A 15,075-nucleotide genomic window follows, 5' to 3' on the forward strand; every position below is an offset into this window, starting at 1 on the left:
CAGTGCGCGGCGACTCTTTGCAAAGCCAGCAAAGACCTTCAGCTTTTAACCTCGCCTCTTCGGCTTGGCGGGCTTCATGCGCCCGTCCAGGTGCAAGGAAGACGGCCGAAAGTACAGTGCTGATGCTCATAGCACATCGTGTCTTAGGCGAGTGCAGCGCGCAACCCTCTCTGTGATCCAGTCGCCGACATGACCCATCCCAACAGGACAGGAGAAGAACCTCATGCCTAATATGATCGGCCGTCTAATCTTGGTTGGCCTCGCGTTTTTTGCCCCTTCGGCCGCCGCGCAGACTGAGCACATCGTCACCGGTGCCAGTCCCTCCACGCAGATCGCCGTCTGCGCGGGGGACACTCTGATTTTGAAACGGCAGATGGGCCGCGAGTTGCTCGCTGACGGTACGCGCGCCGCTGGGTGGCCTGCCTGGAACGATCGCAGCCGGTCGAACGCGGCCGGCAATGGCTTCGAGATGATCGGCGCGACCAAACTTCGCTTTGTCGGTAACGTCCAGGGCAAGGGTTGGGTCTACGCCCCGGCCGACGCACGACCTTGCGCCGCACCGGCGGGGCCTGCGGCGGTTGTGGCCCCCGCAGCCCCGGCAGCCCCCGGGGCACCGGCGCAGCCCGCAAACCATACCGCGCGCGCCGGCCCGCTGTTCGGCGCGAACCTGTCGGGTGCAGAGGCCAGCGGCGGCGATGCGATCCGGCCATCCCTCGAAGACTGGAAGGGGTATATCGAGCGGCACGGTTTCAAGCTGATCCGCTACCCGTTCAAGGATGACCGGATGACCCCGGCACGCATCGCCGAGCTCAAGGTCAGCGTCGCCTATGCGCGCAGCAAGGGCGTGCCGGTGATCCTCGACAACCACACCTATCGCTGGGATTCGGTCGAGAGGTTCATCCAGTTCTGGACCGCGTTCGCCCGCAATTTCCCCGACGATGGCTCGGTTATAATCGACCCGGTTAACGAGCCGCGCGGTTTTAACGACTCGGTGCTGACGAACGACTGGGATCAGTGGCTGCGTGACAGCAACCTGATCATCGCCGGTCTGCGCGCGAACGGGATCCGCCATCCGATCCTGCTCGAGTATCCCCATTGGTCGGCGACGTTCCGCTTCGACAAGAAGGAAGGCCCGAAGAAGGCGTGCGAGAGCGCTGGCTGCGCGATCGACCGCGGTGGCGGCCTGAAGGACCCGCTCGGGCTCACGTTCATCAACGGGCACCGATATTTCGACAAAGGATCAAGCGGCACGAACAAAGAATGCGCTACATCGGTGAGCGGTTTTGCTGAGTTTGCCCAACAGCTGCGCCAGCGCGGCCTCAAGGGCTACATCACCGAAAGCGCGTTCGCCTCGCACTACGGGATGAAGGCCTCGTGCGTGGCAGTCGGTGCCGAGGCGATCGCGGCCCTGCGCGCGAACAGCGACGTCCTGCTCGGCATCACCTGGTGGGGTGGTGGCCGCGTCTGGCCGGAAAGCTACATCTTCAAGATCGACCCGCCCAAGGCCGCTCGCTTCTCGGCGTCGACTTCAAGCTATGTTGAGCGGCTGACGGGCCGCTGATCGTTCGACATGAAAGGAGGTGATGCCCATGACCGGGTACACCGAGTTTCGCCAGTCTGGCCCCTGCCTGATAGCATGGCAGGGGCCGACGCCCGTCGCACAGATCGCGTGGGATGCCGCTGAGAGCGGCTGGTACATCAACTTCTTATCCGTCGAGCAACCCCAGCTGCTTGCGCCGCTTCTGTCGAAATTCCGGAAGCTATGGCGCCGCAGCGGCAAGCCGACCCTCTCGTTTCACGCATCCCCCGATAATCAGGTCATCGGGAGGCTTATAGGGATCCTCGGAGCCGAGTGCTCTGCGGGCCTCTATACCATTGTCGACCTGGATCACTCTACCGAAGGAAATCACCATGGGTGACAAGGAAAACCGCGCATACAAGAAGCTCTCGGCCAAGGGTAAGACCGCGTACGGCCGCGATCGGGCGAAGGACGCTGATGCCAATGGCGGCACGTTCGACGCCACCCTGGCGAAGCTGTACGCGGGTCATTACAACGCGATGTGACCTAAGCGCCCGGTTCGAAAGAGCCGGGCGCTCTTGCTATTGGTCTGACCGACTTCGTGCTTTGACCCGGAAAACTCCAGCATCGAGCTTTCGAGGAGTTATTTGATCGCCAGCTCCGGGGTATCAACCATCCAAAAGCAGGGTATGGTCGGCACCGAAAGGCGCGGAAAACCGTCCTGGCGGCGGAGGGCATCTCCGCCGTAGTTTACCCGAGCGATTAAAATACGACCTGCTGACTTAAATCGGATTGACTAACTGGTGCTATCAGATCGTAACGACGACAGAGATCGGTAACTATCTCCTCAAACCATACTGGTGCCGCGGGGCTTACATAAACTCGATCAATCAGATCGTTTAAGATGAGAGGAAGGTCGGTGCCAAAATTGGTAAACGCAAGACCTGGATATGGGGATTGTTTCCAGATGAGAGCGCGAACTTCTGACTCGTGACGATACGAGGCGCGCTTACTAAGCATTGCTGCGAATAAGTTTGCGCTGTTGAACGCTTCGCTATCCCAATCCAGATAATTGACTTTCCCTAGATTGACGTAAGACGGTAGGGCCATAGCGAGCGCGCTGTACGTCGCTCGGACAGCAATGGCAGCGCCACTGCCGCCATAAAGCGACCACATCGCAGCAGACTCTACCTTAGATAGATGCCAACAGCTGACATACATGTCGTTGCGGAACATTTTTCGTGCTGACGAAAGTGTCGTCAGATACTTACGGGCATAGTCGGCTGGTAAGTCGTAGGCTGCAGTCAGAAGCTCCTCATTTTCGGGCCTGGACAACATCTCCGCGTCTCGAGCCATGAAGGCCGTGCTTGAACCCTCGAACGGATCGCCTAGCCGATCGGCTCGGGCAAAAAACAAGCTACGAGTTTGTAGCATTCGCACGAACTTTCCAAGGTCCATATAGCGCCAGACAGGCGTCGATTGGTCTTCCGGCGGAACAAACAAATGGTGGTTTCCGATCATCGTTGGCTCCGGTCTCGATCAGACAACACGCGCATACCGTGTATCTTCAAGCAAGGATGTATAAGCTAACTAACGATGCGGTGAAAGCCGAGCGGTAGCGCGGCCGGGCATCTGTCGAGTCATTTGATCAACGCGGCAGGTAGTTCTTTGCTACGACCGGTTCCAAGCGGAGCTGTCGAGCGGGCCTAGTTTGCGACAGCGACTAGGGACATGCCAACCGAGGCATCAACGGCACAGCCTCTGACGCCGATAACTGATTGACGTTGACCTCCTTATGCCGTCCACAGCCACAGATCAGATCTATGGTCCGGATACCCGGGGACGGCATGTTTTCGAGGTCCATAGGGGCGGGGTTGGTCATTGCGGCTGGCCTTCGTTGATCGCATCGACAGCCGCAGCAACGCGCGCCCAATCGGAGGTGTGGGGAGCATCGCCCATTAGTTCTAAGAGCGTGGCGACAACAGGCGCAGACTCCATCGCGCCATGCGTCCGGACGACGTCCCACGCCTTCAGCCATACTTCGCGGTCGCTCATCATTCGGCGAACCTATGCGCGGGCGACCGATTCGGGCAAACCATCGTCATGGACGAACTGACCACCTCCATTGTCGGCATCGACTTCCCGAACGAGGACAAGAGCAAGAGCAACCGGCGTATGGAGTGCATGCTCTGCGCGCCTGGCGACGCGGTCGAGCTGCGGCTCGAGCCGACCAACCCCTACGACGAGAACGCCGTTGCCATCTTCAGTGCGCGCGTCGCCCAGCTGGGCTATGTCAGCGCCGAGCGCGCGCCGCTGATCGGCAAGCGAATGGAGGAAGGCGAAGCGATCGCGGTCTTCCAGGCTATGCACGGAAGCGGCGCCTACATCCGGATACGGTTCGGAGGCGGGGTGCCGACCCTGCCCGACCCGGTCCCCGATGATCCGAAGCGCCCGCCTCCCCGGCAGGCCCCGCCGGCGCAGCGACTGATCTCTGATCCCCACGCGTTCTATCCTCACTAAGGGGGGGGGGGGCAGAGTTTGGAGCGTGATCAAATGTCTCAAGCAGAGGGCTTGCTTATTATGGCTTCGAGCCATCTGACCGCGGCTGAACTAATCGTAGAAACCGAGGGCGATAGGGCATTTAACGGCCGAATGTCAGCCGCCCTGTTTCTTTTACTGGGCTTCGCCATGGAGCTGTCGCTCAAGGCGGCGTATTTACATCTCGGAGGACGAAAGCACGTCGCCAAGAATGAGATCGGCCATAGCTTAAAAAAGGCGCTCGCCGCCGCGAAGTCACAAGGATACCTCGCGAGCGACGAATTGACTTGGATAGCGGAAGCGCTTGAGAGGCCTCACCGCACCAACTACTTTCGATACCTAGATGGCCCCACCAATGTCGATATCCCAGAACCGGCAGTCGTGATTAGCGCTTTGAAGCCTGTGATTAGCGACGTAGCACGATTCGTATATCCGCACGCGACTTGGAATATTTGATCGGCTTATCCTATTGAGGAAGGAGCCCAGTAGGAAGCCTGATCAGCCCAACATATCCCGCTGGACCTCGTAGTCGGAGATGTGGAATCGCCGACTGATGAACTCGATAAGCTGGTGACCTGCTTCGGTCGGCGCCACCTTGTGACCCTTACAGTTCTCACAATTGAAGCTTGCCCTCATTTGACCGGGTTGGGCTGGCGACGAATATCCCGTTCCTCCGCACGCTCTGCAGGGTTCCTCAAGCTCCGGTAGACGATCGTTCTGGATGCTCATGTCGTAAGTCCTAACTAGCGCCATTTAGCCGAGACGTTTAGCACTTCAGGTCGCAAGGCGATCAGCATGCCGGTTCTCCCACCAGCAATCAGCGACCAATGGCTGCAGATAGTTCCAGGCATTGATCCACGGCAGCACGATGCTTGGCGAACCTGACGTGCCTAATATCGAAAAGGGCGCCGTTCTCACGACGCCCTCTCCGGACCGGCTTTCAGGTCTAGCGCTTTGGCAACCCTGTTACGTGATTGCCGCGCTTCCCGGTGTTAATCTCGGACACGCGGCCCGGATTGGTACCGTAGTCAGCAGCGATGTCATGCTGGATGTCGCCTGCACGCAGGCGAGCCCAGATGTCAGCAATTGCCGCATCGGACAGAGGGAAGCGTGAGCGGCGCGGTGGCCGTTGAGGTATGTTCGCCAAGGTCATGTTCCTTATTTTGGCAAACGACCGGTCTTGACGGAGTCGTCCCACTGTGGAAGACGTTGCCGCCTTCGAGGGGGTAGTTCCCGCTCTCGCGTACCGGACTGGAAGCCCGCGAGAGTTGCTCCCGATCAGAAACCCCGGCGCTGCCAGGCGCTGGGGTTTCGTCATTTCGGAACCAATCGAATCGACAACTAGCGCAAAGGCGATGATTCGCCAAGAGCCTTTGCCTGCTCTTTATCGATTGACTGTAGTGTTCGCACTGTCACTACTTTGGACGTTGCAATCCAGTTGCGGGAATGTTGCATAATCAGAACTGTATTCAGTTTGCCAACCACCGCAACGTTCGTAACGTAACTATGGTCAAGGCAATAGCGCGCAGACGGTACGAATTTACCGCGCTCATCATCGGACTTCGATCAAGACACCGCATTTGTGGTGTCGATGATCATGCGGCGCGATCGCGAGCGAGATTGGCCGCGGGCAGGGGTGCAAGCTTGATCTTCGCTGCAGCAATCTCAGCACGAAGCCGGGCGTTCTCGTTGGCATCCCTGGCCATCTGGTCGCGCGCGCGCTGGATATCGTAGCTGCCCACCGGGATCGTCGATCGCGATCCGGTGATGGTATAATAAGAGCATCGGCACGGCCGGCGGAAACCGCGAGCCACATCGGAACCTTCAACCGAAGTCGAAATCGATAGACTGATCGTAGCGTTCGAACATGGCATCCAAAGCACAGTCCAACGCGGATCGCAGGGCAATCTTTTGTCCGCGCGGCCCAATCGGTAAGAAGATAATAGCGCCGCTTCGTTCCCATTCGCGCAGTTGGCATTGCGCAACGCCCGTGTAGGCGAGCGCCAACTCCCGCGACATGGCGGCAGGCCAGTTTGGCATGATCATGGCCTGCGCCTTCTTCACGACCATGCCAATCTATGGGAGCTCCGTTTAAGCAAGTTGGTCGGCACGCCAGTCATAGGTTCCCGCTTCGGGTGCACTTACGAGCTCAAACAGAACCCCCTCGGCAGCGTTCCGCCCATGCAGCACGCCCGCAGTCAAGTATCTATAGAAGCCTTGCGTGCTTTAAGCGCCCGCCGCTCGACGGCTTGTTTTTTCTGTTCCTCCGCTGCGGCTGACATAAGCATTTCGCCTGCACCGATCGCGTTAAGCAGATCGAGTTCGTGGTCCGCGAGACGGATACCTTTTCCCCTAACGCCTGCGCTGGCCCATCTGCGAGAGAGCGCGACTATGCTTCGCAGAAGATCTTCCGGCACGTCGCCATCGACCGGCGAAGGGGGATTTGTCACGGCAGAGATCAATCGTCGGACGTGAGCAAGTCGGCAAGCGCCGTGCTTACGTCCGGCCAGTTAGAGTCGTATCTGCTGCAGTCGCCCGTGGGGTGCAGGACGAAACTATTTGGGCTGGATGCTTCATCCCAGGGGCCGTTCATCGTGATGGGCACGGCGCATCCATATTGATCAACGCCCCACAAAACGACAGGTGCGCGCTCGAGCACCTGCTTCTTGCTCGCGTATACAATGAAGGTCCCTGGCTGTGCCGGGTGGGTTGCGATGATCAATCCCTCAGTTGGGTCGATGTCGCCAGCACCGGATATTTTATAGCTGGTCATATGGCTCCTAATCCTGTCCGACGAATATGTGCTGACCTATCAGCTTTCCAGAGGAGCCGGAAGATAAGTGCATGGCACCGTTGGTATGGCAGCCGGAGCTGGGAAGCGGGTCGCCGAACTAGTGGTCACCAACCTCTGAAGTTTGGGCCCGACGGCCTCGTGCCGTCGGGCAGCTACAACTAGAACGCGCGTTTAGGGACGGTCTGTATTGCGCAGGACCCTAAGTCCGAACTGTCTAGGAGCTTGATCGTACGCTGGATCGTGAGATCCGTGCGGCTGAGGACGTACGCCAGCCTGTTATTTTGAAACCGGACTTCTGTGGCTGTGAATGCAGCTGGGTATTTTTCCGTGTAACCGCTCGACCGTAAAACGGTGGTCACGGCGGCGTTAGGCTCGTCAACGCTGACGTCTAGAACCGCTCCGTTTTTCGGGAAGTTGCACTGGAGGTAAATTGGCTGCGCGGCTGGCGCCGCGGCCATTAGCAAACTGGCAACAAATAGCATCGATATTTCCCCTAAATACCCAAGGCAATGTATTAGAGAATCGTTGCGTCCGAAAGCTTGGAGTTTGCTTCCTGCAGCGCAGGCAGCTGTCCGTCGGACGAGCCCCCGGCCAAGGGGTGCGAGGACGTAGTGCCCGACAGTTCCGCAGTGCCCGACGGCGAGCGCATAGCTGCGCACGGCAATTCGAATGCGAGCGCGCCGCTGCCGTGACAGTCGGTTCGAGTTCGCCTTTGGCGGCCGGCGGAGCAAATTTATTTTGTATGGTATATTGCATGGTACAGACCCGCAACGAGCGATAACTTATTAAGCAATTACAGCGTGTAAGGCGAGTCAGAATGATGGCCTCCCGCTCCGCCACCCACCAGAAATCTGGTAGGCTTATCAATGACTTACTAAGCCACTGACCGTTCCGTCCCACATTTGAACCATCATTCTGCTTTGTTGCGGTTTGGCGATGAACTGCCCTATCCTGCCACGTCGCGTTGGAAAGGTCGTTGAGTGATCGTTGAAAAAAAGAAGCGTTATTTCCGGCGTTACTCGTTGCACTGGAAGGGGCTTGGCAAAGGTTCAGCACCCTTAGCGCTCTACCTCGACGCACAGCCGAATAGTATTGTCGCCGCGTTACGGAGAGCGATCAAGTTAGGCAACGCGTCCGCTATGGAGGGCAAGGACTCGATCGACCTTTTGAAGGCCAACTATTACGAAGATAGAGGTTTGGTAGTTCTACTGTTTCATAGAACAAGCCCGGATGCCTCCGATCCCGCTTATAGGAAAAGAACGGGTGGTGCTGTTGCGGTTCGACAATCCGTAAAACTTGAGGACGAGGATCAAGCGTACTCCTGCCACTTGGTAATCAAGGCCGTCGAGCGTGACGAGGGTGGCTACTTATGCGTATTGGAAGAGATACCGGGTCTTAGCGCAACCACGGTGTTTGGTATTATTAAGAGGGTATTAAATGAATTTAGGTACCCTTACACCTATAAAAAGAAAGAGTTAGAGACGACGACGCAATTGAAGGTGTTTGGTGTAAAGTCGGAGAATCTTGATTCAGCATTGAAGAAAAAGTCTTCTCTGAACTATTTGATACTGACGCGGACTCCGCCTCCAAGCGAGCTTGATAGCGGCGGAATCATCGAGCCAAAATCCGAACGCGCTAAGTATAAGATAATAGGTGACCCCACGACCCCGGAATGGAAAGCGAAATTCGCTAATTATGTCGCTGGAACGAAGGGCACTTGGGATCAGGTGGCTATCGAGGTGCAGCTTGAAGACGACCGGCAACGAACGGTGGTCATCGACCGGGATAACGCTGCCGCCGATATTCTCTTTGTTCGGTCAGAGATATTCAGCTTTAAGGCCGATCTCCCACCGTGTTCAGAGGAAGTCGTCCCGCGCATAGTCAACGCCGCAGAAAAGATATTGGCGAAGTAATATTATGCCAGTCTCCTTCTTCTATCCCTTATTTTATCTAAGATTGCGCGACGTTTCGGGTGTGCATATCGTTCGTCGAGACATAATCGCGATGTTTGTGGTTACTGCGATACTATGCACCCCCTTTATTCTATTGCCACAAGCCAACTATTTCTTGAAGGACGGTTTCCTCGATAAGGTCGCAACGTTTTCTGCTGTCCTAATCGGATTCTACGTTGCCGCGCTCATCGCTATAGCAACCTTAAGCTCGTCTTTCGCAGACCTCGACAGGATTATAACAAGTGGTGTAATTCGCAAGCCGCCCGTCGATGGCGTCAAAGGTGATAAACTAACTCGTCGAGAGTACGTGTGCTATATGTTCGGTTATATGGCTTTTGTATCCCTGCTCTTGACACTACTTATTATGACAATAACCTCTATATCTCCAATAATGAAACCATTTTACGTAACATTTTGTGGGTTTGGATACTACTCCTCGTGGAGTAGTGGCTGGCTTAGAGGCTTCGCTATTATTCTAACGATGATTCCGATCAGTAGTCTGTCGGTAACAACTGTGCGCGGACTATACTACTTGGTGGAGCGGTTGTACGACGTGGAGCCAGTGGTCAACCAAAACCGAGACCTAAACGGTTAGATAATGGCGACCTAGATTATAGCCTGCTTCGAGCGCGCTATCGTTCGATAGCCCGTTTGATCTGTGATGCACTCCATGCGCCGCCGCGAGGCGCCGTGATGCCTTCTGCTGTAAGGGCGGCGGCTATCTCTCTTAGCGAGACTGCGCCTTTGCTCTTCGCATGTTGGATCGATACAATAACGTCACGTACACGCTGATCTGCCGTCGCGGCCCGAACCCTAGCGCTAGCTGCTGCTGCCGCTTTTGATGGCAGCGTGTGGCCTCGTAAGCCGCCTAGAACTACCCCCCTAGCCTTAGCTGCCGCCAGCGCGGCCTTTGTTCGTGTAGATATCGCTTCGCGCTCCTGTTGAGCCACCAGCGCCATCACGCCGACCGTGAAGGAGTTCGCGCCCGGCATGTCTGCTGCTACGAACGACGCCCCAGAGTTTTGCAGTTGCATTAGGAACGCGGCGTCACGCGAAAGCCGATCAAGCTTCGCAACGATGAGGGTTGCCCCCATCGCCCGGCACAGACGCAAAGCTTCTTGTAGCTGCGGCCGGTTATCCAGCCGCTTACCGGATTCGATCTCCACGACCTCGCCTACGAGGTCCCACGATCCGCCGTTCAGAAACGTGCGAACGGCACGCTGCTGCGCTTCGAGGCCAAGGCCGCTGCGACCCTGCTTGGCTGTGCTAACCCTGTAATACGCTACGTGCTTGCCGGTCGCCATACGAGTCGTTCCATTTGCTACAACGTTCGTTGAAGCTAATGTAACAGGCTTTCAAACGTTGGCAATGGTAGGTGGCGACTACTGCTTGGTGAGAAAGAGCTACACGTCCGTCGGAGTGACAGCGACGCCGTCTTGTCTACAGACCATGATCGTCAAACCGAATTACGTTGGCCAGCATGGTATCTTAGGTGATTGGCAGATTACGCCGAGATTTACGTGCGAGGGCAGGCGCGCAGGACAGGGCCGGTGACAGCCAGCGGTTCCGTTGGAAGGCTCTGGACGGGACCCTATTAGCAAGGTTAAACCCGTTCACGATAATTCTTTGGGGGGTATGTTCTGTGGATTTGGGAACGCGGATACTAGAACTGCAAAAGCGGACGATCGAACATCGGGAAGTGCTGCTGACCGAGGAGGCTGCAAAAACTGCTCTGGTTATGCCGTTTCTACAATCGCTCGGCTATGATGTCTTCAATCCCAGCGAGGTCGTTCCAGAGTTTACTGCTGACGTGGGTACAAAGAAGGGCGAAAAGGTCGATTACGCGATCTGCAATACCGGAAAGGTAATGATTCTCATCGAATGTAAGCCCTCGACGGCAGAGTTGAATATAAACCATGCTGCCCAGCTATTTCGATACTTTAGTGTTACGGACGCACGCTTGGCTGTTCTGACAAATGGAGTAAATTATCAGTTTTATTCGGACGTCGAGAAGCCGAATAAAATGGATGATAAACCATTCTTCACGTTCAGCATGGACGCTATTAAACCGAACGATATCAAGACGCTAGAAAAGTTTAGCAAAGCTAGCTTTGATATAGACAAAATCGTGCAAGAGGCAGGCAACCTCAAAATCCAGTCTCTACTTCGGAAGGAAATTGAAAAGGAATTCGCTGAACCGTCCGAGGAATTCGTTCGCATAATGGCGGCGAGGGTCCATGAGGGTAGGCTTACTCCGGCGGTAAAGGAAAACTTCGGGCGCATGTTAGGTGCTACAATCGGGCTTATCATTCGCGATCTAGTTACAGACCGGCTGTCGAATGCCTTGAATGCCTCTGCGCCCCCGCAGGCCGAAGAAGTTAGCATCGACGGTACACCCGAAGCGACCGAAGAGGGCGTTGTGACGACCCTTGAAGAGATTTCGGGTTTCCATATTATCCAGGCCATTGCCTCGAAGTTAGTGGACCCGAAGCGGATCATCATCCGGGATGCTAAGTCATATTGCGCAATTCTATTAGATGACAATAATAGAAAGACGATCGCACGTATGCACTTTAATGGCATCACAACCAAGTACATAGGGACGTTTAGCGGCAAGGATGAACAACGAAATTTGATATCCGAGCTTACCCAAATCTATCAATACGCGCCGCAGATTGAAGCTCGGCTCCGTGAACTAGACGACACGATTCAAAAATAGCGGGTGCAACAGGGTGCCGCTTTGAAAACGAAGCGGTCCCGATCCGAAGGTGCAGCGACGATCGCTAAGGCCGAACGTCGGTGGCTTTGCGGCAGGCGGCAACGACCATCATGGCGGCAGGCTTACCCCGATAAGTGGATGCCAAACCGCCATCGAATAATGCCGGACGGATTGCCGGTGTCCGGCATCAGTGTGTAGCGGAGTTTGAGCGCGATTTGCTGATCGAACCGACACAGGCAGGTCTTAGCAGAGCAAAGGCCGCTGGTAAGGCTCTAGGGCGACCACATGCCCTCTCTGGTGATCAACAGGAGCCTGTACGGAAGGATCGTGCCGCCGAAGTGCCACTAGGTGTACTATCTAAGCAATACGCCGTATTGAGAGCGGCGATACAGCGCGTGGAAAAGCGCGTAAGCTAAGAAAAAGAATAAACGCGCCCGCAGCGCCTAGTCTCTTGGTTCGAACGCACTAACTGGATACCCTATCATCAGCATGTCCTTCATCCCTTTAGTTGGGAGATACTTCATCATTCTGAACTCTACGAGATATTTTGAAAAGTCGTTGGACATTGGAGCTAATCCGTTAAGTCCCAGGAGGAGAACCTCCCTTCCTTGAAGCTGGCTTCTGACTAGGTTGCCATAACGCTGCTTTTCCTCGCCTGAAAGAACTGGATCCTCCGAGATCCGACGAAGTATAGTGTAAATGATCCGGTAATAGGGCCCTAGTCTCGACTCGTAGCGTTTGTGAACGCGCGTTTCATAGATCCTGCCTAAGCGACGGCCATCTACTACGGTAGTTTTCTGTCGTTCTTTGATCCAATACTCGGCTTCTCGTGCTGCGCGTATCAATGCAGCCGCGCCCCTGGCGCCGCCCGTTTCAGTTTTGGACGTGGCCACGGCGTACTGATCGGAGTATTTGTAATAAACCTCGCTTCGCACGTCTCGCATCAGTTCCAGAAGCTGAAAGAACGATCCTTCGAATTGCTGCTTGTGCCGCTCCGATACCTGTTTCTCTGCTTCCCGCTGCTGTTCCCGTATAGCTCGGTTTTGCAGAGCTAATGTGAGAAGTACGCCCGCTAAGGCAAATGAGCTAACTAGAGCGTTAAAGGCGCCGAACGAGTCAGCCCAAGCTCCTGCGTCCGCTGGCGTCGCGTCGTTCAAGAACCAATCGCTTATCGTGATGCCACAGGTAGCCCACACGATCCAAAGAACGAAGATCGCCAAAATCACAATCCAGAGCATAACCTCGGACGTCGTCGGCTTGTTCATCATCTAGCCCCCGTTTAAATCCCGTCGAGCGCTAAGCACGCCAAAACGGTGACGTACAGCGGTCGATCACAAATTAGATGGCGCTAGTGGTAAGCTGTAACCGCGAAGCGCTAATCAACCGTCGTATAGTTGATGACTATTGCAAACGCCCCAGGGCGCGCCAGCCTGTCGATTGGACCGAGTCCTTCGCTGCGGAAGGCGATGAAAACCAATAGTGCGGGGAGTATGTCGTAGAGCTTTCAGCCGAGGTCGTAACGGGTACGTAACCACTGAACGACCCGAAAAAGGGTGATCCTCACACTAACATGCTAAAGAGCAAGAATAAGACTTCTGTTACTAGAGGTTGTATCCGTTCACGGCGTTAGCTAAACCCGGTTGGGGTAATTACGCGCAGACGCAGACGCAGACGCAGACGCAGACGCAGACGCAGACGCAGACGCAGACGCAGACGCAGACGCAGATGCCCTCGCCCGAAAATCGCTTAAGGCATATTTAGGTAATCAGTTATTTCCGAAGTTTAAGCCTGTTAAAGAATGTTTAAGCCCGTCCTGAATTTAACATCTCAAGGGGAACAAGCAATCTTGCTTGATTACCCCGACTTTGTTATAATTGACAAATAAGACGACTATTGCCAGCGGCTAGAACGTCTCTAAACAAACTAAGCTAGAGTGCCTTTCGAATGGGCCGGATCATTCGGGTATATTACATTGTTAGCAATCTTGCTTGCGAAGGCTTAACCGCCGATGCGCAGTAGACCTATTTTGTAAGATGCCTTACACCGTGTGACTTGGAAGCGGTGCCAAGTTAATTTCTTTGGGGCACTTAGAGGCCGAAAGGCAGACCTCCGACCCCCCGGCTGAACAGAGATAGTTCGATGGGACAACCTAACGTATAATGGGCTGATATTCTCCTAGTGGGTTCACTAGGCATCACACGGTGTGGCTACCGTCCCTCCCTTTCAAGGGGAAGAGGCAACAAGCAGTTAGGCTATATTAGAAATTGTAGAAAGTGTCTTGGGTGTAAGACTCCGCGTGAACGTGTCTATTAGATAATAACATAACCATCCACTGGTTTGTTTCTTTTAGTCATCACCCTAGCGGAGGTGGAGTTGCGTCTATACGTCAAAGATCGATGAGGACGTATCCTTCTGCATAACGATCCGCATTTCATCAAACACAGACGATGATTCCGTTTTTCAATACGGTTACTGGTATGAGGGCGGATAGTTTCACGGCATCGTGCCAAGAAAGGTTCTCGACGCCGAAGCCGCTGCGTCCACCGATCCAAAATGATTGAGGATAACGCTGCTTTAGCGCTCTAAGGCTTTCGAAGAGTATACTGTCGAGAGCTATAGGTTTGTAGAAGAAGACGGTGACACGCATCAGGCTATGCCTCCGTTTGACAGGGGGCGGTTTGCCACCCATTCATTGATTGCCGCCTCGCTCCACGCGACGGCTCTCTTGCCTAGCCGCAGGGGGCGCGGGAAGCGATTATCCTTCATCATCTGATATACTAGCGAACGTGATAGCCCTACCCGATCGAGGACCTCCTGACGGCGCAACAATCTGTCAATTTCCATTTCAGTCTCCATGATGCCGGAGACGGTAAAAGCAGTATGAGAATATGAAAACAACCCCTTCTTAACATGAATTACTACATTTATCTTTCTGGTGTCAGAATGATTAGTATGAGAAAAACAGGAATCTTAAGCGAGTGCCGCGACTATCTTACGAGTTCCTTTCGTAGTTCCATTTAATATGACTTCAAATAATCCGACCAATCGCCCATCAACGCCCGCCGTTTGTCAAAAAGGTCGGAGCGAGCATACGCGGCCTCCGCCTTGTCCTTTATGGCGTGAGCGAGGGCGAATTCGATTACCTCGCGGGGGTGGTGAGTCTGTTCGCCAGCCCAATCTCTAAAGGATGACCGGAAGCCATGTGGGACGGCGGCGATGCCGAGCTCCTTCATAAGCTTGGAAAGCGTCATATCCGACAGGGGCCTTTTATCCTTCGTACCGGGAAAAACGAAGTTATCGCCATCGCGCTTCAACGTCGCGGCCTCTTCTAAAATGGCAAGGCAGCGCGGCGGCAGCGGTACCCGGTGAAGCTTCTTGGCCTTCATACGCGCCGCCGGGATGGTCCAAACGGCTTTATCAAGGTCGAACTCACTCCATACGGCCTCGCGGGTCTCTCCTGACCGGGTGACGGTTAAAGCAAGGAATTCGAAGGCAAGCTTCGTTGCCACGCCAGCGTTGCTGGACCATATAGACGCTAACGCCCCGGCGACCT

The 15,075-nt window shown here is 55.1% G+C and carries 18 protein-coding genes; 7 read left to right on the plus strand and 11 right to left on the minus strand.

Annotated elements, in window-relative coordinates:
* The first annotated feature begins 361 nt into the window (after positions 1 to 361).
* From GV027_RS07350 to GV027_RS07360, 3 genes are read left to right on the plus strand one after another with little or no spacing between them, the layout of a single operon-like run.
* Positions 362 to 1,561, plus strand: a complete 1,200-nt coding sequence (locus GV027_RS07350; RefSeq protein ID WP_159511461.1) for a cellulase family glycosylhydrolase — start codon at positions 362 to 364, stop codon at positions 1,559 to 1,561.
* Between the two features lie 28 nt (positions 1,562 to 1,589).
* Positions 1,590 to 1,919, plus strand: coding sequence for a hypothetical protein (locus tag GV027_RS07355; protein WP_159511462.1), 330 nt, complete (start codon positions 1,590 to 1,592; stop codon positions 1,917 to 1,919).
* Positions 1,912 to 2,064, plus strand: a complete 153-nt coding sequence (locus GV027_RS07360) for a hypothetical protein (protein WP_159511463.1) — start codon at positions 1,912 to 1,914, stop codon at positions 2,062 to 2,064. Before GV027_RS07355 ends, GV027_RS07360 begins: the two co-directional genes overlap by 8 nt.
* 217 nt (positions 2,065 to 2,281) lie before the next feature.
* Here GV027_RS07360 and GV027_RS07365 read toward each other — a convergent pair whose 3' ends face one another.
* A complete protein-coding gene (locus GV027_RS07365; protein WP_159511464.1) occupies positions 2,282 to 3,040 on the minus strand; it encodes a hypothetical protein in 759 nt (252 codons plus the stop codon).
* Between the two features lie 357 nt (positions 3,041 to 3,397).
* Positions 3,398 to 3,577, minus strand: coding sequence for a hypothetical protein (locus tag GV027_RS07370; protein ID WP_159511465.1), 180 nt, complete (start codon positions 3,575 to 3,577; stop codon positions 3,398 to 3,400).
* Positions 3,578 to 3,622: 45 nt separating this feature from the next.
* Between GV027_RS07370 and GV027_RS07375 the strand changes: the two genes are divergently transcribed.
* Positions 3,623 to 4,039: an HIRAN domain-containing protein gene (locus tag GV027_RS07375; RefSeq protein ID WP_159511466.1), complete on the plus strand. Its 417-nt coding sequence runs from the start codon at positions 3,623 to 3,625 to the stop codon at positions 4,037 to 4,039.
* A gap of 33 nt (positions 4,040 to 4,072) precedes the next feature.
* Positions 4,073 to 4,513, plus strand: a complete 441-nt coding sequence (locus tag GV027_RS07380) for a hypothetical protein (RefSeq protein WP_031394204.1) — start codon at positions 4,073 to 4,075, stop codon at positions 4,511 to 4,513.
* 42 nt (positions 4,514 to 4,555) lie between these two features.
* Here the strand turns inward: GV027_RS07380 and GV027_RS07385 are convergent, their stop codons facing one another.
* The 4 genes from GV027_RS07385 to GV027_RS07400 all read right to left on the minus strand — a co-directional run bounded on the left by GV027_RS07385 (position 4,556) and on the right by GV027_RS07400 (position 6,830).
* Positions 4,556 to 4,810 carry a hypothetical protein gene (locus GV027_RS07385; protein ID WP_328799393.1) on the minus strand — a complete coding sequence of 85 codons (255 nt, stop codon included), beginning with the start codon at positions 4,808 to 4,810 and terminating at the stop codon, positions 4,556 to 4,558.
* Between the two features lie 842 nt (positions 4,811 to 5,652).
* Positions 5,653 to 5,799, minus strand: coding sequence for a hypothetical protein (locus GV027_RS07390; RefSeq protein ID WP_159511468.1), 147 nt, complete (start codon positions 5,797 to 5,799; stop codon positions 5,653 to 5,655).
* Positions 5,800 to 5,881: 82 nt separating this feature from the next.
* Entirely contained in the window at positions 5,882 to 6,127 is a 246-nt protein-coding gene (locus GV027_RS07395) for a hypothetical protein (RefSeq protein WP_234387549.1), read from the minus strand.
* 388 nt (positions 6,128 to 6,515) lie between these two features.
* Entirely contained in the window at positions 6,516 to 6,830 is a 315-nt protein-coding gene (locus GV027_RS07400; protein ID WP_159511469.1) for a hypothetical protein, read from the minus strand.
* Between the two features lie 1,001 nt (positions 6,831 to 7,831).
* On the opposite strand from GV027_RS07400, the gene GV027_RS07405 reads away from it, so the two are divergent.
* On the plus strand, positions 7,832 to 8,764 hold the full coding sequence (locus GV027_RS07405) for a hypothetical protein (protein ID WP_159511470.1): 933 nt from the start codon (positions 7,832 to 7,834) through the stop codon (positions 8,762 to 8,764).
* 671 nt (positions 8,765 to 9,435) lie between these two features.
* Here the strand turns inward: GV027_RS07405 and GV027_RS07410 are convergent.
* A complete protein-coding gene (locus GV027_RS07410; protein ID WP_159511471.1) occupies positions 9,436 to 10,107 on the minus strand; it encodes a recombinase family protein in 672 nt (223 codons plus the stop codon).
* Positions 10,108 to 10,445: 338 nt separating this feature from the next.
* Here GV027_RS07410 and GV027_RS07415 point away from each other — a divergent pair, with 338 nt between their 5' ends.
* Positions 10,446 to 11,522, plus strand: a complete 1,077-nt coding sequence (locus GV027_RS07415; protein WP_159511472.1) for a type I restriction endonuclease — start codon at positions 10,446 to 10,448, stop codon at positions 11,520 to 11,522.
* Positions 11,523 to 11,965: 443 nt separating this feature from the next.
* Here the strand turns inward: GV027_RS07415 and GV027_RS07420 are convergent, their stop codons facing one another.
* The 4 genes from GV027_RS07420 to GV027_RS21895 form a co-directional block, all read right to left on the minus strand.
* Positions 11,966 to 12,787, minus strand: a complete 822-nt coding sequence (locus GV027_RS07420) for a putative phage abortive infection protein (protein WP_236559096.1) — start codon at positions 12,785 to 12,787, stop codon at positions 11,966 to 11,968.
* 1,169 nt (positions 12,788 to 13,956) lie between these two features.
* Positions 13,957 to 14,169, minus strand: a complete 213-nt coding sequence (locus GV027_RS07425) for a hypothetical protein (protein ID WP_159511474.1) — start codon at positions 14,167 to 14,169, stop codon at positions 13,957 to 13,959.
* Positions 14,169 to 14,378: a helix-turn-helix transcriptional regulator gene (locus GV027_RS21890; protein ID WP_201302593.1), complete on the minus strand. Its 210-nt coding sequence runs from the start codon at positions 14,376 to 14,378 to the stop codon at positions 14,169 to 14,171. Before GV027_RS21890 ends, GV027_RS07425 begins: the two co-directional genes overlap by 1 nt.
* A gap of 161 nt (positions 14,379 to 14,539) precedes the next feature.
* Complete coding sequence (locus tag GV027_RS21895; protein WP_443029551.1) at positions 14,540 to 15,031, minus strand: tyrosine-type recombinase/integrase; 492 nt, start codon at positions 15,029 to 15,031, stop codon at positions 14,540 to 14,542.
* Positions 15,032 to 15,075 lie beyond the last annotated feature (44 nt).

The organism is Sphingomonas sp. T1 (genome assembly GCF_902506585.1).
Classification (GTDB): Bacteria; Pseudomonadota; Alphaproteobacteria; order Sphingomonadales; family Sphingomonadaceae; genus Sphingomonas; species Sphingomonas aerolata.